An 18,759-nucleotide genomic window follows, 5' to 3' on the forward strand; every position below is an offset into this window, starting at 1 on the left:
CCTCAGGTGTTTCCTGACGTCTCGGACAGGCGTAGTGATCTGCGGCGACGGTGAGGACGGCAGTCGCGGAACGACCTGATCCGGAAGGGCAAGGCGGCCGAGAACGATCTTCGTCACACCGGTGGGCACAAGTGTCGAATGCGCGGGGTGTCCGGCGTCGTCGTGCCGGGCGGAGCAGCCGTCGCTCGTCTATCGTCACGCTGTGCAATCGACATCGCGTTCGGTGAAAGTCACCTTCGTGGTGGCGGTCGTGGTGACTATCGCGGCGCTGGGGACTGCCGTCGCTTTGCGGATGGTCCGCGCGGAACGTGCGGACGACGGTTCCTCCACGCGATCGTCGACCGCTGTCGAGAACGCTGCCGAGCGGTGCGGGGAACTCCCGTGCGAGGTGCTGACCAGCGTCCCGGTGGGCTCGACGACCGTCGAGCTTTTGGCCGATCCCGACGGCAAGCACGGGCGACTGCGGTTCCGCGACGACAACGGGCCGTCGTTGCGCAAGACGGCGTTGGGGGACCTGGGCGTACACGTGACGCAGAAGTCGCTGTCGTGCGCCGACGGCCCGACCAAAGCGTGTGTGGTGCGCGGAACGCTGGAGGGCGGCCTGGTCGGCGAGGTCTTCGTGTCGCGCGGCAGCGGATGGGCGGCGGTCACCAGGCCGTACTTCTCGACCGCCAAGATGATCGAGCTGGTCCAGGTCACCGACGACGCCACTCCCGAGGTCGTGCTGGCCCAGTTCCCCGATTGTGCGGCTCCCTCCAGCGGGGCGTGCGACGAGTCCTGGGTGGAGGTGGAAGTCTTCCGCCTGGACGGCTCGTCGCTCGGTTGTGGAGGGCCCTACTCGTCGATCACCCGGATCCCTGGCTGGCCGGACATCGACCTCGCCGAGGAGCCCTTGAGGTCCTGTGCCTGACGTCCGAGCCAGCTGCCGCGGGCCGGGGACGGCTTTCGGCGACGGTCGCATGCTCCGAAGCGTGCGGTGCAGCTGACGAGCAGAGGCGCCCCGGCTGATCTGCTTGCCAGGGCGCCTCGTGCGTGGCCGTGGTGTCAGGCCGCGGCCGTGTCCGGCACTTCAGGCTCGTGCCGGTTCGGTGGCCGTCCTGTGCGGGGTTTCCGGTCGAGGTGACGGCTGCTCGCCGGTGTCCTCCAGCAGCGGCGGACGGCTCGGCGCCTGCAGCACCTCGTCGTCGAGCAACCCTTCCGAGCGCGACACGACGACCGGCACCACGATCTGGCCGGCCACGTTGGTCGCGGTGCGGATCATGTCGATGATCGGGTTGATCGAGTAGAACAGCGCGATCCCCAGCGCGATCTGTTCCGGTGGCAGGCCGACGACGGTGGCCGACAGGGTCAGGGCGGTGAGCCAGCCGGTGGTGCCCGCGGTGGCCAGCGCGCCGAACACGGCGGCCGCCACGATGCCCGCGTACTGCCCGATGCTCAGCGTGATCCCGGAAATGTTGGCGATGAAGATGACGCCGACGGCCGGGAAGACGGCCGCGCAGCCGTCCATCTTCGTGGTGCTGGCCAGCGGAACGGCGAACCCGGCGTAAGCGGGCGGGACCCCGAGGTTGACCGCGGTCTGCCTGGTCAGCGGCAGTGTGGCGCCGGAGGACTGGGAGGCGAACGCGAACTGCAGCGTCGTCCACGCCTTGCTGAAGAACCTGGCTGGGGACACCTTGGCCACCAGCCGCAGCAGGATCGGGTAGACGACGAACAACACCAGCAGCGTCCCGGCGTAGACGGCCAGCGTGGCGGACGCCAGTGGGCGGAACAGCTCGTCCCCGTAGGTGGCCACCGCGGCCCCGATCAGGCCGAACACGCCGAGCGGCGCGAGCAGCACGATCCACCGCAGATACCGCTGGACGATCTCGAAGACGCTCGCGTTGAGGTCGACGAAGGGCTTGGCCCGTTCGCCGAGCGAGTAGGCGGCAGCCCCCGCGATCACCGCCAGGAACACCACCTGCAGCGTGCCGCCCTCGGCGAACGCGGCGACCACGTTGCCCGGGATCAGGCTCTCCAGGAAGCTCCACCACGAGCCCCAGTTCGACACGCTCTCCGCGGCCCGTGCGGTGTTCTCCTCGGTCGGCGCCGCGTTCAGCCCGCCCGCGCCCGGGTCGATCAGCAGACCGACCGCGATGCCGATCAGCACGGCGATGAACGAGGTGATGGCGAACCACAGCACCGTCTTGCCGCCCAGCCGCGCGGCTTCCTTGCCCCCGCCCAGCTGGCGCAGCGAGTTGATGCCCACCACGATCGCGGTGAACACCAGCGGCAGCACGGCCAGCTGCAACAGGGTGGTGAACGTGGACCCGACGGCGTCCAGCGCGTCGCTCAGCCATGCCGTTTCGGTGCTGCGCGCGATGGCGCCGGCCAGCACACCGAGCAGCAATGCGGCGATGACCGCGCTGCCGAACACGCGCGGGCGCGTGTAGGTACGCAGGAACGACCTTTCCCGGTCGGATGTCTGTGACACGATGCCCTCCAGGTGAATCGGCGCCGGTAGGCGCCCCCGGACGAGGGTCCTCCGATCGGGTGGTCGTGGACAGTTCGCCCACTATGCGGGAACGGGAATAATTCCTGACGCCGGCGACGATCGCGCGTGCCTGGCGTGGATGCTGGGTCAGAGGTCGTCGGCGTCCGGTCGCCACAGGTCGGTGACGCGCACCCCGACCTCGCTGAGCAGCCGGCGGGTCAGCGGCAGGCTGATGCCGATGACACTGGACGGATCACCGTCGACACCTTCCACGAACCAGCCGCCCAGGCCGTCCAGGGTGAAGGCCCCCGCGACGCGCAGCGGCTCGCCGGAGGCCACGTACGCCTCGAGCTCGGCTTCGCTGGGACGGCCCCAGCGCACCACGGTCGACTCGCTGGCCGAGGCCTCCTTGACCCGCGCATCGCCGTCCAGCCGGACGACCGCGTGCCCGGTGATCAGCGTGCCGGAGCGGCCGGCCATGCGCCGCCACCGTTGCCTGGCGACGTCGGCGGTGCCGGGTTTGCCCACCACCTCGCCGTCGAACGACAACATCGAGTCACAGCCGACGACGACCGACTCGCCGGTGTGTCCCTCGGCGGTCAGCTCGTCGGCCACCGCGGCGGCCTTGGCCTGGGCGAGGCGCACCACGAGCTGCTCCGGAGTGGGGTCGGACAGCTCCGCGGCCACGGCGTCCTCGTCGATGCCGGACACCCGCACGACCGGGTCGATCCCGGCGGCGCGCAGCACCGCGCGGCGGGCAGGGGAGGCGGAAGCCAGCACGAACCGCATGACTGCGGAGTCTAGGCCGAACTTGCCTGGGCACCGGTGCAGGCCGCCCGCTGCTGTGCCGTGGTGAATGGGTGCGGGACGGTGATGCTCAGACGGTGATGCTCACAGCTGCGGGACGGTGATGCTCACTGTCGGGCTCCTGCCCGCGAGTCGTGCCGCTGCGCCGGTGATTTGTCGACAAATCACCGGGTAATCCCCGGCGCGGCCGTCGATCATCTTCCGGATTGGTCGATCGGCATGGCCGCGGACGATGGCCGGGACACCGGTGCTTCGTGATCGCTTCACCGTTCCCGCGACGAGGTTCCCGCGACTGCGTAGTGGCCGTTGACCGCATGGCAAACCTCGATGCGGCAGCACGCTCGTCTCCGCGTGTGCGCAGCGGCCGTGCAGCGAGCGCCTTCTCGCGTGCCTGCTGCACCCCCGTCTCCGCATGTGCGCGGCGGCGTGCGGATCATCCCCAAGCTCTAGCACTACCGCCCAACCCGTCTCCGCGTGTGCGTGGTGGCGTGGTGCCGGGTCCGGGTGGGCGGGCCGTCGTGTCCTCGGGTTGTGCGAGGGTCAGGTGCTGTTCGTCTCCGCGTGTGCGTGGTGGCGTGGTGCCGGGTCCGGGTGGGCGGGCCGTCGCGTTCCCGAGCTGTGCGAGGGCCAGGGGCTGCTCGTCTCAGCGTGTGCGCGGCGGCCACCGTGCCCAGGACAGAGCCCGTTCCGGCCGCCCGGCACGCCGCCCCGGCAGGCAGGTTCGCTACCGCAGCCGGGCGGAGGCCCGCCAGGCTCCGGGCCCCGGCCGCAGCGGCTGCCGCAGCCGTGGCTCGACGTCCGCCCACGCCGACCGCGCCGCTGGCTTGTCCTTCTGCTGCGCGGTGGCTGCGCTGACCGCAACCAGCGCCGCGGTCAGCGCAGCCAGCTCCTCGTCGTCCGGCGTGCCTCGGACGACCCGCAGGAACGGCCGCTTCTCGTCGTCCTTCGCACTGCTCTTCTCACCGGTCATAGTGGGATGTTCCCGTGCTTCTTGGGTGGCAGCGACTCACGCTTCTCCCGCAGCATCCGCAGCGCACGCGCCACGTAGCCGCGCGTGTAGGACGGCGGGATGACCGAGTCGACGTATCCACGCTCGGCGGCAACGTACGGATTGCAGAGCGTGTCCTCGTACTCCTGGATGAGCTGCTGCCGCAGCTGTTCGACGTCCTTGCCCTCTTCGGCGGCCTTCTGCAGCGTCTTGCGGTGCACGATGTTCGCCGCACCCTGCGCGCCCATCACCGCGATCTCCGCGGTCGGCCACGCCAGGTTGATGTCCGCGCCGAGATGCTTGGACCCCATGACGTCGTACGCGCCGCCGTACGCTTTGCGCGTGATGACGGTGACCAGCGGGACGGTCGCCTCGGCGTAGGCGTAGATCAGCTTCGCGCCGCGGCGGATGATGCCGTTCCACTCCTGGTCGGTGCCCGGCAGGAACCCGGGGACGTCCACGAACGTCAGCACCGGGATGTTGAACGCGTCGCAGGTGCGCACGAACCGCGCGGCCTTCTCCGACGCCTTGATGTCCAGGCAGCCCGCCAGCTGCGTCGGCTGGTTGGCCACGATGCCCACCGAGTGGCCTTCCACCCTGCCGAACCCGACCACGATGTTGGGCGCGAACAGCTCGTGCACCTCGAGGAACTCGCCGTCGTCGATCACCCGCTCGATGACCTCGCGCATGTCGTACGGCTGGTTGGGCGAGTCCGGGATGAGGGTGTCCAGCTCCCGGTCGGAGTCGGTGATGTCGTCGGCGACCGACTGGCCGACGGCCGGGGTGTGCTCGAACACCGGCGGGTAGTCCAGGTTGTTCGACGGCAGGAAGCTCAGCAGCTCCTTGACGTAGGAGATGGCGTCTTCCTCGTCGGAGGCCAGGTAGTGCGCGTTGCCGGACTTGGTGTTGTGCGTGCGCGCGCCGCCCAGGTCCTCGAACGTGACTTCCTCACCGGTGACAGTCTTGATCACGTCCGGGCCGGTGATGAACATGTGCGAGGTCTGGTCGACCATCACCACGAAATCGGTGAGCGCGGGCGAGTACACGTGGCCGCCCGCGTTGGCACCCATGATCAGCGAGATCTGCGGGACGACGCCGGATGCGTGCGTGTTGCGACGGAAGATCTCGCCGTAGAGGCCGAGGGACACGACGCCTTCCTGGATGCGCGCGCCGCCGCCCTCGTTGATCCCGATGATCGGCCTGCCGGTCTTGATCGCCAGGTCCATGACCTTGACGATCTTCTCCCCGTACACCTCGCCGAGTGAGCCGCCGAAGACCGTCACGTCCTGGGAGAACACGCAGACCGGTCGGCCGTCGACGGTGCCGTAGCCGGTCACCACGCCGTCGCCGTAGGGCCGGTTGCGGTCCTGGCCGAAGTTCGTCGACCGGTGCCGGGCGAGCTCGTCCAGCTCGACGAACGAGCCGGGGTCGAGCAGCATGTCGATCCGCTCGCGGGCGGTCTTCTTGCCCTTGGCGTGCTGCTTGGCCACCGCCCGCGCCGACCCGGCGTGCACCGCCTCGTCGTTGCGCCGGTACAGATCCGCGATCTTGCCCGCGGTGGTGTGGATGTCCGGGGCCTCGTCCGGCGCGCTCCCGATCGGTTCCGTCGCAGAACTCATAGCCAGCGAGCCTAACGGCTGATCGGGCGTTGTCAGCACGTGAAGTCGGCCACCTCACCGTAGGCTGGCGGCATGCCGGATTCCCGTGACGACACAGCAGCCCGGCCGATCGACGCGGCGGCGTTGCGCGCCGCGTTGCTCGCTCCGGCAGGTGGCTACGCCGCCGTCGACGTGGTGGCGTCCACCGGGTCCACCAACGCCGATCTGCGTGCCGCGGCGGACGCCGGCGCGGCCGACCGCACGGTGCTGCTCGCCGAAGAGCAGACCGCGGGCCAGGGGCGACGGGGCCGCACCTGGGTGTCGCCGCCCGGGGCGGGCATCTACCTGTCCGTGCTGCTGCGCCCCTCGGGGGTGCCGACGCAGCGTGTCGGCTCGCTGAGCATCGTGGCCGGGCTGGCTCTGCTCGAAGTGGCCAGGAGCGCCGGCGTCGACGCGGTGCTGAAGTGGCCGAACGACATGCTGGCAAGCGGCGGCAAACTCGCCGGCGTGCTCTCCGAGCTCGTCCCGGACGCCGGGGGGCCCGCCGTGGTCGTGGGGATCGGGTTGAACGTGTTCGCGCTCGGCGACGTGCCGGCCGGTCCGGGGGGATTGGCCGCGGTGTCGTTGGCGGAATCGGGGGCGCGGAACCCGGACCGCACGGCCCTGGCCGTCTCCCTGCTGCAAGCCCTGCACGTGCGGGAAGCGGCGTGGCGGGCCGCCGGCGGCGACCTGTCCGCCGCCGGGTTGCTCGACGCCTACCGGCAGGCGTGCGCGACGCTGGGCACCACGGTCCGTGTCCTGCTGCCGGACGGCGAACTGGAGGGCGAGGCGGTGGACATCGACGCCGTCGGGCAGCTGATCGTGCGCAAGCCGGACGGGTCCGCGACGACCGTCTTCGCGGGCGACGTGGTGCACGTGCGGTGATCATGCCCACGGCGGGATAATTCGCCGATCACCTGCTGCATCGGGCCGGAAACGGCTACGGTGAGCAGGCCGGCAGGAAACGACACAGGAGCGTGCTGAGGTGGGCTACCCCAAGGGCTTGCTGAGTGAGGGCGAGCAGGTCATCGCGCACAAGCATCCGCACTTCAAGATGCTGATCTTCCCGCTGCTGATCGGCGCGATCGTGGTCGCCGCCGCCATCTGGCTGGGGTTGCTGGCCAGTGACGCCGCCGCACCGTGGGACATGGTCGCGCTCGTGGCCATCGTCGCGGTGGCCGCCGTGCTGCTGATCTGGCTGGTGCTCACGCCGTTCGTACGCTGGCGGACCACGCACTTCATCGTCACCACCGACCGGGTGATCGCGCGCGAGGGCGTCATCAGGCGTACCGGCATCGACATCCCGATGGGCCGGATCCACAGCGTGCGGTTCGAGCACGACCTGGTGGACCGGATCTTCGGCTGCGGCACGCTGATCATCGAGTCGGCGTCCGAGGAGCCGCTGGAGTTCTCGGACATCCCGCAGGTGGAGAAGGTCCACACGTGGATCTACCGGCAGCTCAACGACAACCCGTACGACGACTACGACGCCGAGCATCCCGAGCAGGGTCAGCAGGGTACGCAGCGCCTGCCGCGCAGGGGGCGGTAAGCGTGGGCGGTGCGCGTGACGTCGGTCTGCCGTCCGTGCATCGGTCCGGGCGGCTGCCGGAGCGGGTCACGATCTGGGAGGTCGGACCGAGGGACGGGCTGCAGAACGAGAAATCGACCGTCGCCGTGGACGTCAAGCTGGAGTTCGTCCAGCGGCTGGCCGACGCGGGGCTGACCACCATCGAGACGACCAGCTTCGTGCACCCGAAGTGGGTGCCGCAGCTGGCGGACGCCGAGCAGCTGCTGGAGCGGCTGGAGCGCCGCGCCGGTGTGCGCTATCCGGTGCTGGTGCCCAACGAGCGGGGGCTGGAGCGCGCGCTCGCCGCCGGGGTCGAGGACATCGCGGTGTTCGCCAGCGCCACCGAGACGTTCGCCAAGCGCAACTTGAACAACACCCTGGACGGGCAGTTCGCGTTGTTCGAGCCCGTCGTCGCGCGGGCACGGGACGCGGGCATGCGGGTGCGCGGCTACGTGTCGATGTGCTGGGGCGACCCGTGGGAGGGTGACGTCCGGCCGGAGCAGGTCGCCGAGGTCGCCGGGCGGCTGTACGACATGGGCTGCTGGCAGCTGTCGCTGGGCGACACCATCGGGGTGGCCACGCCCGGGCACGTCGAAGCGGTGCTGGCCGCGGTCACCCAGCGCGTGCCGGTGGACGCGGTGGCGGTGCACTTCCACGACACCTACGGTCAGGCGCTGGCCAACACGCTGGCGGGGCTGCAGCAAGGTGTCACGACGGTCGACTCGTCCGCGGGCGGACTTGGCGGCTGCCCGTATGCGAAGTCGGCGACCGGGAACCTGGCCACCGAGGATCTGGTGTGGATGCTCGACGGTTTGGGTATCGAGCACGGGGTCGATGTGGACGCCCTTGTCGGCGTCAGCACGTGGATGGCCGAGCAGCTGGGCAGGCCGGCGCCTTCTCGCGTGGTGCGTGCGCTGGCCGAGTGAGCCCACGTCACGACCGAGGGTACGAAGATCACGCTGTTCGTGCTCGGGTCATTGATGGCTGGCATGCTCGTCGGCGGATCGATCTTGCTGCTCGTGGGGCTCGCACAGCACCACCGCATCGACGACGTCTACGTCGTCGGAATCGTGCCGGGAGTCGGCTGCGACGACGCACACGACGTGCATGTCCGGGTCGAAGACGGTGCCGTCCTGGACTGTCTGCCGTCGGCTGTGTCGTTCGCCTCCGGCCGGGTGCACGTCGAGGGCTTCATCGAGGCTCAGCAAGACCACGCGCAACCTGGTCAAGGAACTCGCCGTGGACGGGGCACCAGGTCGGAGCGGGCCAAGCTGCAGAGCGCGGTCGACGCACCGCCGCCACGATCCACCGGAACGACAGCCGTACGGGGAGCTGGGTCGTCCGGGAGAGACACTTGCCTGGATCGGCGCTGCGATGGTCTCCGTCGCCGCCGGGCGGTTCTTCGCCATTGCGCGGCTGGGCAGGCAGCGTGGCCGCCAGGTCCCGCGGCCTGGCACCGAGGTTCCAGCTGCGGAGTTCGGCCTGGTAGCGGGCGTGCGGGCGAAGACGTGGCCCGGCAGCGCCGTGCGCTCGATCACGATCGAGGGACGACGACGAATCGGTGGGAACCGTCCCGGGTGCGTTAGCGTCTAACCGCTTGCGCACCGCGCCGTACCCGGGTGCGGGGCGCCATGACCGACGCTGTGCTGCAGGACGCACTGGACCGGGAGGGCGCCGTGACCGAGTACCGAGCACGGGTCGACGAACTTCTCGGCGAGTATCGGCGCGGCCGCGAGCAGCTGGCCGGGCTGCACCGCACGCTGCGTTCGATCACCGCGACGGCGAGCACTCCCGACGGCTCGGTCAGCGCCACGGTGGGGCCCCGCGGCACGCTGACCGGACTGACCATCACCGAGCAGGCCTACCAGCGCTTCACGCCCGCGGAACTTGCCGAGCAGATCGTCCGCCTGGCCGGGCAGGCCGCCGCGTCGGCGGTCGCCAAGGCCGGCGCCGTGCTGGCGCCCGCGCTGCCGTCCGGGGTGGATCCCGAGGCGCTGCTGCTCGGCACCGGTGACCTCTCCCCGGCCGAGATCCGTGCCGGTGACGACCGGGCCGCCGAGCCGGCCGAAGGGGCGAGCCGGTGACCGCCGACCACGGTGCCGACGTCGAACGGCTCGCGGCGCGCGCCGCAGAGTTCGACGAGCACGCACAGCGCGCAAGAAACCTCGCCGACGACCTGCGCGCGGCCCTGGACGGTCCAGCCCCGTGGGGGAACGACGACATCGGCAGGCGGTTCGCCGACCAGCACGCCGATGCCGCCGAGCAGACCGTGCAGCGCCTGACGGACCTGAGCGCGAAGCTGGCTGACATGGGCAGCGCGTTCGCCAAGGCCGCACGGACGTATCGAGCCACCGACGGTGCGTCGGCGGACGCCGCGGACCGGATCAGGCACGGCCTGGGGGAGGGCTAGCGGCGTGGGTATCGAGCTTCCTGCGGAGCTGGCCGGCATCGCTCGGCGCGTCGGCGCGCACTGGCCGGAGGCCGACGAGGACGCGATGCAGAAGCAGGCCGACGCCTGGCGGGAAGCCGCGCGGGGACTCCGTTCGCTGGCGTCCGAGGCGGATGCCACCGCGGCCGCCGCCGTGGCCAGCATGACGGGAGAGGCGGCCGAGCAAGCGGCACGGGCCTGGTCGGAGTTCGTCGCACCGGACGCCGGGCTGCTGACCGGTACCGCTCGGGCAGCGGAGCAGGCGGCCGACCGGCTGGAGCACGCCGCGCGGCAGGTGGGCGCCGCGAAGGTCGAGATCATTCGGCAGCTGGCCGACGCCGCGCGCACCGAGGAGGCCGCGGCCGCTGCGGCCGACGGCGGGCATCCGGAGGCGCTGTTGACCGTGCGGAACCTGCATACCGCGGTCGCCGCGAACGTCACCGCGATCACCGAGTCGCTGGCCGGCGCGGTGGCCGACACCGCGCGTGAGGTGGATGCCTCGCCCGTGCTGGATCCGCTGACCGGGAGCCGTGGGCCCGGGTCGTTGCTGGCGGCGGTCAGCGGGGTGCCGGATGTGGTGTCCGGCTCGCTGGACGCCGTGGACCGCACGGCCGATCGCTGGACGGACGAGGCCGCCGACGCGCTCGACGAGCTTGCCGACTTCGACGACGGCCCGCTGGGACTCGTGCGTGATCGGGTTCCCGACGTGGCAGGCCAGGTGGCCGACGTTTCCGAACGGGCCGTCGATGTGCGCGACCGCCTCTCCGATGTGCCCGCATCGGTCGACGAGGTCGCCGACCGGGTCAGGGAGGCACCGGACCGGATCGGTGACGTGCACGACCGGGTCGCCGGCCGCGTCGCTGACGTCCTGCACGGCCGGGAAGTCGTCGATGCAGGCGAGCGTGCCGTTCCGGACGACGTCGTGTCGCGGGACGATGCCGGAGGGGGCCATGAGCCATCACACGGTGTCGAGCCCGGCGGTGGCGACGTGCCCACCCCGCCGATGGGGAATCAGGTGCCCGCGTGGATGAGCGCACCCACACCGCCGATGGGGTTCACCGCGCCGCATCCGCACCAGGGTCCTCCTGGGCAGACATCGCTCGCCGGGTTCGTGGAAGGCGTTTCCGCGCCTGGTCCGCCGCTCGTGCCGCCGGCAGGCGGGCCACCGCAACCGGCAGGCGGCTTCGGCAGCGCGCCGGTCACCGGCTTGGGCGGTCCGCCGTTGGCCGCGCCCGGGGCGGCACCGCCCGCGGGCGGGTATCCCGGCGTGGTGGGGGGCACCCCTGGCCAGCCAGGGCAGCAGCCGCATCCGGCGCAACCACCCGGCAGGCCGCCGGGAGGGGGTGCGCGTGCGGCGGACGGCAACGTCGCGAACCGTCCCGCCCCGCCCCCTGCAGGCTGGCAGGGACCGATCACCGGCCGGCCGGTGGCGCCGAACGTCCCCGCCACGGGGTTGAAGTCCGGCGTCGTGCAGCCGCAACCCGAGCCGCACCCCCGGCCCGGCCCGCCGCAGGAGCAGCCCGCGTACGGCACCCCGCGCAAGGACCGGGCCAGCATCGTGGCGCTGTTCCGGGTGCACATGTTCCCGCTCGGCCATCTGCCGGTGGCGTCCAGCAAGCCGAGCCGCCAGCTGCCGCCCCGGCGCCACGATCCGGACGAGTTCCTGTCCCGCTTCCCGCCGTACGACCACCCGAGGTCGTCGGTCTTCGACGATGCGGAGGTGCTGCCGGAACGGGCGGTCCCCTCGCCGGGCCTGCCGTGGGATCATCCCGCGCTCACGGCCTTGTTCGAGCGGTACGACCCGCTGGCGGGCATGGACTCGGACGAGTGGCAGCGTCGCTACCTGGTCGCCGACCGCGAGCCACCGGAGTACGCGTGGCCGCCTGCCGAGGCGTGCCCGGAGGGCTGCCACGAGCCAGGGGAAGCGGTGATGCTCGGCGAAGGCACGGTGATCGACCGCTTCGGCACGCCGCGGGGCCGGGTCTTCCACCCCGGCGGCACCGCTTATCGCCTGCGGTCCCTCCCTCCGCCCGGCCCGGACACCCGCTACCGGCGCTACCGGGTGCTGCGGCCGATGCCGGTGTGGCGCGGCACGGTGGCGCCGTGGTTCGGCCAGCCGGGCGGTGCCGAGCGCCTGCGCGCGGTGTATCCCGCGGACGACCTCGTCGTGCTCGGGTACCTGCGGGAGATCACCGACGAGCTCACCGGCGACGACACCGGGCAGGCCACCGGCGCGGGCGCGGCAGGTCAGGCCGGCGATCGAGTGGAAGCGAGCGGCGCCGCGAGCGAGGCCGCCGCGGCGGACACCGGCGCGGGCGGCGGCAGCGGGCAGGCGCCCGCGGAGCAGACGGAAGGCACGCGATGAACCTGGAGTCACTGGCCAGCTGGCTGGACGCGATCGGGGTCCCGCACGAGGTGATCTCGATCGGCAAGGAGGCGGACAACACGTGGTGCGTGCTGCGCACCGAGCAGGTGCAGCCCGCCGCCCAGCCCGGCGACCCGCAGCCGGCCGAGCAGACGGTGGTGACCTGGGAGGTGTTCTGGCGGGAGCACGGCATCCGGTACGACTGGGCCAGCTTCACCAACGAGCAGGTGGCCTGCCACTACCTGTTCGGGCGGCTGGCCTGGTCGCAGGTCGCCCGTGGCGCGGTGGGTCTGCTGCCGGAGCGGGACCCCGGCCGGTCACCTGTCGACCAGTCGTGACGCCGGGCACCGAGCACCGCAGGCCGGTGACGCGCAGGAGACCGGTGACGCGCAGGAGCGACGGGAACCGGGCACGCGGAACGACCTAACGGGAGAGGATCCGCAACGCCGCTTCGTGCAGCACCCCGTTGGTGGACAGCGCGTTGCCACCGTCGAACCGTTCGGCGCCGGTCAGGTCGGTGAACCGGCCACCGGCCTCGGTCACCAGCACCTGCACGGCGGCCACGTCCCACGGGTTCACGATCGGTTCGGCGGCGATGTCGATCACGCCCTCGGCGACCAGGCAATGCGACCAGAAGTCGCCGACCGCCCGGTTCTCCCAGCACGCCGCCACCAAATCGAGGTAGGCCTGCTTCGAGTGGTACTCGTCCCACGTGTTCAGGTTCGTCGTCGACACGTAGGCGTCCGACAAGTCGCTCACCTGGGACACCCGCAGCCGCCGCTCACCCGAGGCGTCGGCCACCCATGCGCCGCCACCGGCGTCGGCCCACCACCGGCGGGCCAGCATCGGCGCGGAGATCACACCGACCACCGGCACTCCGTCGTCCACCAACGCGATCAGCGTGGCCCAGACGGGCACGCCGCGCAGGAAGTTCTTGGTCCCGTCGATCGGGTCGAGGACCCAGGTGCGGCCGGAGCCGATCTCGCCGCCCCCTTCCTCCCCGGCGATGCGATCCTGCGGTCGTTCGGTGGCCAGCACGCCGCGGATGGCCTCCTCCACCGCGAGGTCGGCATCGGTCACCGGGCTGCGGTCCGGTTTGGTGCGCACGGTGAGATCACGTACCGAGTAGCGTGGAACGGTGATCGCGTCCGCGGTGTCGGCAAGACGCTTGGCCAGGTGAATGTCGTCGGCATACGGGCGTGTCACGGTGTGATCCTCGCATGGAGTAATCGGCAGGTCGCCGTATGGTAAAGACCGTGAGCAAGGTTCTTCTCGCCGAGGACGATCCTGCCATCGCCGAGCCCTTGTCCCGGGCGCTGGACCGGGAGGGCTACGAGGTCGAGGTCGTGACCGACGGCCCGAGCGTGCTGGAGGTGACCCAGCAACGGCCGGTGAACCTGCTCGTGCTCGACCTCGGCCTGCCCAAGATGGACGGCCTGGAGGTCTGCAGGCGGCTGCGCGCCCGCGGTGCCGAGCTGCCGGTGCTGATGCTGACCGCCCGCACCGACGAGGTGGACTTCGTGGTCGGCCTGGACGCGGGCGCGGACGACTACGTGGCCAAGCCGTTCCGGCTGGCCGAGCTGCTGGCCAGGATCCGCGCGCTGCTGCGCAGGCAGGCGCCCGAGGTGCTGGAGGCCAACGGTGTGCGGATGGACCTCGGTGCGCGCCTGGTCACCGTCGACGGGGTCGAGGTCCAGCTGGCCAACAAGGAGTTCGAGCTGCTGCGGGTGCTGATGAGCCGGGCGGGGCAGGTGGTCAGCAGGGAGGAGATCCTCGCCGAGGTGTGGAACGACCTGGACTCCAAGACCACCAAGACGCTGGACATGCACATCTCCTGGCTGCGCCGCAAGCTGGCCATCGCGTCCGGCGAGATCGACGGCAAGGGCGGTACCAAGCCCGCGCAGGCCACCGACACCGAGCGAATCTCCACCGTCCGCGGCGTCGGCTTCCGGTTCAACGTGGAGTGAGGCGACACTAGCGCCGTGCATCGCCGCATCCTGCTCGCCATCCTGTTGGCCGTCGCGGTCACGGCAGCGGCGCTGGGCATCCCACTCGGCTTCACCGCGTGGGAACTGGTGTCCAGCCTGGCGAAGGAAGACCTGGCCACCAGGGCGCAGCGTATCGCCAAGAGCCTGGACACCACCATCGCCGCCGGTGAGGTCATCGACACCCGGCAGGTTCGCCTGGCCATCCCGGACGACGGGTACCTGCTGGTGCGCGGGCAGGACGGACGCGAGTACCGGCATGGCACGAAACCGCGGGGCGACGTGCTGACCGAAACGGCGAACCTGGGTGGTGGCGGCCAGGTGCAGCTGACCATTCCCGCCGGCCCGGTGCGCACCAGGCAGACGCAAGTGACGCTCGCGGTGGTGCTGCTGGCCATCCTGTCGGTGGGCACCGGAATGGTGGTGGCGAGCGTGACGGCACGCAGGCTGGCCCGGCCGATGCGCAGCATCTCGGCCAGGGCGGCGCGGCTGGGCGCCGGGGACTTCCGGCCGGATTCCGCCAGGTACAGCATGCGCGAGCTGGACATGATCGCCGAGGCGCTGGACACCTCGGCGGAGGCCCTGTCGGCGTTGATCCGGCGGGAGCGGCAGTTCGTCGGTGACGTGTCCCACCAGCTGCGCAGCCGGATCACCGCGCTGCAGCTGCGGCTGGACGCGCTGACCGCGCACGAGGACCCCGGCGTGGTCGCGGAGGCGCGCGCCGCGCAGGACCAGGCGGATCAACTCACCGCCGCCTTGGACGACTTGCTGGCCGCGGCCCGCGCGGCGCGGGAAGCCGGGGCGGAGCCGGTCGACGTGGGCGCGCAGCTGCGCGAGATCGCCGACGAGTGGCGAGCGGTCTTCGCGGCAGGCAACCGAGGCCTGAAGCTGCGTGTCCCGTCCGGGTTGATCGCCAGGGCCACACCCGCCCGGCTGCGCGAGGTCGTCGGCGTGCTGCTGGACAACGCAATCAAGCACGGTGCAGGCACCGTCACGTTGTCGGCGCGCCCGGGCGACGGGAGCGTCGTGGTGTCGGTCAGCGACAACGGCCCCGGCGTGCCGGACGACCTCGCCCCGCACATCTTCGACCGCGGCGTGTCCGGGGTGGGCTCGACCGGTGTCGGCTTGGCACTGGCCCGGGCACTGGCCGAAGCCGACGGCGGGCGACTGGAGCTGGCCAGCCAGCGTCCGGCGACGTTCAGCCTGTTCCTGCTGGTGCCCAAGCCGACCGACGTGACCGAGCGGCCGCTGCGGAGCAGCAACCCGCGGTGAGCGCGGCCGTCACGGCAGGTCGTGGCGGCGGCCGCCGAGCTCGTCGGGAAAGACCCACTTCCGCATCGCGACGAACCGGAACACCATGGCCAGCAGCATCCCGACGATCGATCCGCTGGTGAAGTCGGCGACCTCCTGCACCCACCGCTCGACGTGCGGCACCTCGAGGTCGAGCACGTACCGCGACACCAGCAGCGGGATCAGGTTCACGACCAGCGCCACCCCGCTGACCAGGAAGAACAGCGCGGCCTCGTGGTGGCGTTCCCGCCCGCCGCGGGTGCGGAACGACCACTCCCGGTTCAGCACGTAGGAGACGATGGTGGCCACCACGATGGCGAACGCCTTGGCCGTGGTCGGCTTCTCCTCCAGCACGGTGAGCTTCAGCGCGTACCAGATGACGTTGTCGATGACGAACGTGATCGCGCCGACGACCGCGAACTTGAGCTTCTCCCGGTGCTTGATGAGCACGCCGCGCAGCGGCTCGGGCACGCGCGCGAGCAAGCTTTCGATCACGGTCACGGCTCACGACTCCCAACGAACGCCTGACGCGGGCAGTCTATGAGCCCGGTGGTGTGACGCGCGTTGGGCCGGGCGCAGGGTGGCCGACGTCTCGGCCACCGTTCCCTGACGTCCGTGCCGGCACCAGGAACGTCGCCCTGTACGACGAATCGGGTGCCGGCGCGTGGTCGAAGTCACCAGGGCAGCCAGCGGTCGAACAAGTCCGTGCCGTGACCGGAGCGCGGCTTGGGATTCGGGCGCTCCCACGTCGGCTGCCAGCCCGGACGGGACGAGCTCGGCGGCCGCGCCGGTGAGCTCGGCTTGGTGCTGCTCGGCCCGTCCGGCTTCAGCTCCGGCGGAGACGGCGGCCGGGAGCTCGGCGGCTTTGGGGGCGTGGGCCGCACCGGCGACGAAGGCTTGCCGGATGCGGCGGGAGCGGGAACCGTGGGCCGGGCCGGTGTGCCGGACTCGGCCGGTGTGGTGGTCCCGGTGCCAGGAACCTGCTGCGGGACCAGGTTGGGCACGCAGGCGAACAGGCACCACGGGCGGACGGTCTGCGACGCCCTGGCGTCCCCGATGCGCGCGGTGACGGTGACCGAGGCCGGGAAGCCGCTGTGCAGCAGCGGGACCAGCAGCCGGGCGCTGGTGCCCGGAGCCAGCGGGCGATGGCTGCGGCAGGTGGTGGCGCTCGCGCCGCTGAGGCAGTCGAAGCCCAGCGCCGACCAGTCGTCGACCAGCATCGGGTGGTCGATCGTGACCGTGGCTTGCTTGGTCGTCCGACCGGTGTTGGTCACCGTGGCCGAGACGTACCACAGGTGTGCGCTGACGTCGATCGCGACGCCGTCCTTGGCCTCGACCCGCACCGGGATGCGGATCTTCAAGGTCGTGGTGGTCCCGCTGGACACCGTGCCGGTGATCTGACCGTCCCGCACCGATTCGTCGGCCACCAGCCGGAACACCAGCGTCGCCGACGCCTGCGGGGCCAGGCCGTCGGGGGTGCGGCAGGTGACCTCGCCGGTGCCGCCCGGGCACTTCACCACGTCGCCGGGGGCGCTCGCCGCTGCCAGGCGGGGCAGGGCGGCCGACGTCGCCCCGCCGGGCGTGCCGCCCCCGCCCGGCTGGTCGACGGCCGAGACACCGCGCGGCAGGGTCAGCGTGACGGTCACCGGTTCGGACTTGCGTCCGCCGTCGTTGCGCACCGTGATCGGGAGGTCGGTCGGTCCGCCGCCCGGGACGAGCTCGATGCTGCCGCCCGGCGGTTCCACGGTGATGTCCGCGGGGAGCGGCTGCTCGGCCGGTGGCGGTTTGGGCCGGGGTGCCGGCGGTGGTGGCTGCGGAGAATCCGGTCGCGGCCCCGGTGTGGTCTGCGGCGCCGGCGGCTGCGGCTGCGGGCGTTCCGGTGGCGGTGCAGGCTCGTTCGCCTGGGGGGTGTTGTTCGGCGCCTGCACCGCGGGTGGTGTCGGCTGGGCCTGCGGTTGCGCGTGCGGAACCGGTTGGGGACCCCCGGAGGCGAGCGCCACGGCCACCGCCGCGACCACTGCCGCTCCGGACGCGCCGACGCCGAGCAACTGCCGCGGCGCGGATGCCGCGGCAGTTGCCGCGGCTCCGCCCGACGACGAAGCGGCCGCGACTCCGGTGGTGGCCGCGGCGGCGCCTGCCGTGGCGGCCGCGGCCTTCGCGGAACTCGCCAGCGCCAGGTAGCCGAGTGCGGCCCCACCCAGCACCAGCGGCGCGACGACGGCGCGCAGGGCGCCGTTGATGTCGGCCAGCTCCGCGGCGAGGGCGCGGCAGTCCGCACAGTTGTCGAGGTGGTTCTCGACCTGGGCGCGTTCGCGCTTGGACAACCCGTCGCGCGTCCACGCGCCCAGCCGATCGGCGGTGGCGCGGCACCGCTCCGCGGCCGTCTCGGTCAGGTGCACCTGCAGGTAGGCCTGCCGCAGCGCTTCCCTGGCCCGGTAGGCCAGCGCGGACACCGCGTTGGGGGACAGGCCGAGCAGCGGCGCGATCTCGGCAGGCGTCTGCTGTTCGATCTCGGTGTGCCAGAGCACCATCTGCCACCGCTCCGGCAGCCGGGCGAACGCCTGCGCGGCCATGGAGCGCTCCAGCCCGGCCACGGCGGTGTCGGAGAACGGGACGGTCAGCGCGCCGCCGAGCGCACCGGTGACCTCGGACATGTCCTCGTTGAGGTCGATCCGCTTCTCCCTGCGCGCCTTGTCGTAGGCGACGTGCCGCAGCGAGGTGAGCAGGTAAGCGCGGAACGCCGAGTCCGGGCCCTTGCCGGCGCGCAGCGTGTCCAGCAGCTTGGCGAACGCCTCTGCCACCAGGTCGTCGGCTTCGGCGTTGGACCGCGCCAGCTGTCGTGCCAGGTTGTACGCCGCGCCCACATGCCGCTCGTACAGCGTCCCGTAGGCGGAGGTGTTCCCGTTGCGCACCGCGGCGATCAACTCGGCATCACTGGGACCGTGCTGCTCGGTGCCCCCAGTCGGTGCGGTGGTCACGGGCCCTCCTTGTCCCCAGTCCTGCGGTGCGGTCCCAGTCAGGCGGCGCATTCCTCAGACGCCGTCCGCGCACCAGTGTGACGGACCTAAGTCGCTACGTCACCACGAGGCTGGCAAGCGTAACCGTGGGTAGCGCTGCGCTCCAAGGGCCGGTGGAGTGTCGCACCGGCTTCCGCGGTCACCCGGAACCGTGATCTATTAAATGGCGTCACAATCCGTGGCTGAACTCGTCACTCCGGTGGAC

Annotated in this window: 18 protein-coding genes; 10 read left to right on the plus strand and 8 right to left on the minus strand. The window is 71.6% G+C overall.

What is annotated here, in order from left to right:
- Positions 1-202 precede the first annotated feature (202 nt).
- Entirely contained in the window at positions 203-910 is a 708-nt protein-coding gene (locus YWY_RS0118690; RefSeq protein ID WP_028848867.1) for a hypothetical protein, read from the plus strand.
- 159 nt (positions 911-1,069) lie between these two features.
- Here YWY_RS0118690 and YWY_RS0118695 read toward each other — a convergent pair whose 3' ends face one another.
- From YWY_RS0118695 to YWY_RS0118710, 4 genes are all read right to left on the minus strand, one after another.
- Positions 1,070-2,413, minus strand: coding sequence for a dicarboxylate/amino acid:cation symporter (locus YWY_RS0118695; protein WP_028848868.1), 1,344 nt, complete (start codon positions 2,411-2,413; stop codon positions 1,070-1,072).
- 204 nt (positions 2,414-2,617) lie between these two features.
- The gene (locus tag YWY_RS0118700) at positions 2,618-3,259 is read right to left on the minus strand and encodes a Maf family protein (RefSeq protein WP_028848869.1); all 642 of its coding nucleotides are present in this window, start codon (positions 3,257-3,259) and stop codon (positions 2,618-2,620) included.
- Positions 3,260-4,001: 742 nt separating this feature from the next.
- On the minus strand, positions 4,002-4,247 hold the full coding sequence (locus tag YWY_RS0118705) for an acyl-CoA carboxylase subunit epsilon (protein WP_038045538.1): 246 nt from the start codon (positions 4,245-4,247) through the stop codon (positions 4,002-4,004).
- Positions 4,244-5,884, minus strand: coding sequence for an acyl-CoA carboxylase subunit beta (locus YWY_RS0118710; protein WP_028848871.1), 1,641 nt, complete (start codon positions 5,882-5,884; stop codon positions 4,244-4,246). Before YWY_RS0118710 ends, YWY_RS0118705 begins: the two co-directional genes overlap by 4 nt.
- A 72-nt stretch (positions 5,885-5,956) precedes the next feature.
- Here YWY_RS0118710 and YWY_RS0118715 point away from each other — a divergent pair, with 72 nt between their 5' ends.
- The 3 genes from YWY_RS0118715 (at position 5,957) to YWY_RS0118725 (ending at position 8,395) form a co-directional block, all read left to right on the plus strand.
- On the plus strand, positions 5,957-6,787 hold the full coding sequence (locus tag YWY_RS0118715) for a biotin--[acetyl-CoA-carboxylase] ligase (RefSeq protein ID WP_051310420.1): 831 nt from the start codon (positions 5,957-5,959) through the stop codon (positions 6,785-6,787).
- A 100-nt stretch (positions 6,788-6,887) separates the two neighbouring features.
- Positions 6,888-7,451, plus strand: coding sequence for a PH domain-containing protein (locus tag YWY_RS0118720; protein WP_028848873.1), 564 nt, complete (start codon positions 6,888-6,890; stop codon positions 7,449-7,451).
- Positions 7,452-7,453: 2 nt separating this feature from the next.
- Positions 7,454-8,395, plus strand: a complete 942-nt coding sequence (locus tag YWY_RS0118725) for a hydroxymethylglutaryl-CoA lyase (protein WP_038045540.1) — start codon at positions 7,454-7,456, stop codon at positions 8,393-8,395.
- Positions 8,396-8,443: 48 nt separating this feature from the next.
- On the opposite strand, the gene YWY_RS0118730 is transcribed toward YWY_RS0118725, so the two are convergent.
- Positions 8,444-8,698, minus strand: coding sequence for a hypothetical protein (locus tag YWY_RS0118730; RefSeq protein ID WP_156899362.1), 255 nt, complete (start codon positions 8,696-8,698; stop codon positions 8,444-8,446).
- Positions 8,699-9,100: 402 nt separating this feature from the next.
- Here YWY_RS0118730 and YWY_RS22850 point away from each other — a divergent pair, with 402 nt between their 5' ends.
- The 4 genes from YWY_RS22850 to YWY_RS22865 are packed head-to-tail and all read left to right on the plus strand — an operon-like array spanning position 9,101 to position 12,600.
- A complete protein-coding gene (locus YWY_RS22850; RefSeq protein ID WP_245566728.1) occupies positions 9,101-9,553 on the plus strand; it encodes a YbaB/EbfC family nucleoid-associated protein in 453 nt (150 codons plus the stop codon).
- Entirely contained in the window at positions 9,550-9,879 is a 330-nt protein-coding gene (locus YWY_RS22855) for a hypothetical protein (RefSeq protein ID WP_038045541.1), read from the plus strand. Before YWY_RS22850 ends, YWY_RS22855 begins: the two co-directional genes overlap by 4 nt.
- A gap of 4 nt (positions 9,880-9,883) precedes the next feature.
- Positions 9,884-12,262, plus strand: coding sequence for a TNT domain-containing protein (locus YWY_RS23455; protein WP_051310421.1), 2,379 nt, complete (start codon positions 9,884-9,886; stop codon positions 12,260-12,262).
- Positions 12,259-12,600: a hypothetical protein gene (locus YWY_RS22865; protein ID WP_051310422.1), complete on the plus strand. Its 342-nt coding sequence runs from the start codon at positions 12,259-12,261 to the stop codon at positions 12,598-12,600. The genes YWY_RS23455 and YWY_RS22865 overlap by 4 nt, the downstream gene beginning before the upstream one ends.
- An 85-nt stretch (positions 12,601-12,685) precedes the next feature.
- On the opposite strand, the gene hisN is transcribed toward YWY_RS22865, so the two are convergent.
- A complete protein-coding gene (hisN, locus tag YWY_RS0118755) occupies positions 12,686-13,468 on the minus strand; it encodes a histidinol-phosphatase (RefSeq protein ID WP_028848876.1) in 783 nt (260 codons plus the stop codon).
- Positions 13,469-13,506: 38 nt separating this feature from the next.
- Here hisN and YWY_RS0118760 point away from each other — a divergent pair, with 38 nt between their 5' ends.
- Entirely contained in the window at positions 13,507-14,229 is a 723-nt protein-coding gene (locus YWY_RS0118760) for a response regulator transcription factor (RefSeq protein WP_038045543.1), read from the plus strand.
- A gap of 15 nt (positions 14,230-14,244) precedes the next feature.
- Positions 14,245-15,519, plus strand: a complete 1,275-nt coding sequence (locus tag YWY_RS0118765; RefSeq protein ID WP_028848878.1) for an ATP-binding protein — start codon at positions 14,245-14,247, stop codon at positions 15,517-15,519.
- A 9-nt stretch (positions 15,520-15,528) separates the two neighbouring features.
- Here YWY_RS0118765 and YWY_RS0118770 read toward each other — a convergent pair whose 3' ends face one another.
- Together YWY_RS0118770 and YWY_RS22870 are read right to left on the minus strand one after the other, a co-directional pair.
- Positions 15,529-16,038 (minus strand): GtrA family protein, encoded by a 510-nt coding sequence (locus tag YWY_RS0118770; protein ID WP_028848879.1) that lies wholly within the window; start codon positions 16,036-16,038, stop codon positions 15,529-15,531.
- 173 nt (positions 16,039-16,211) lie between these two features.
- Positions 16,212-18,515, minus strand: coding sequence for a sigma-70 family RNA polymerase sigma factor (locus YWY_RS22870; RefSeq protein ID WP_084609357.1), 2,304 nt, complete (start codon positions 18,513-18,515; stop codon positions 16,212-16,214).
- Positions 18,516-18,759: the final 244 nt, after the last annotated feature.

This window comes from Thermocrispum agreste DSM 44070 (genome assembly GCF_000427905.1).
Classification (GTDB): domain Bacteria; phylum Actinomycetota; class Actinomycetes; order Mycobacteriales; family Pseudonocardiaceae; genus Thermocrispum; species Thermocrispum agreste.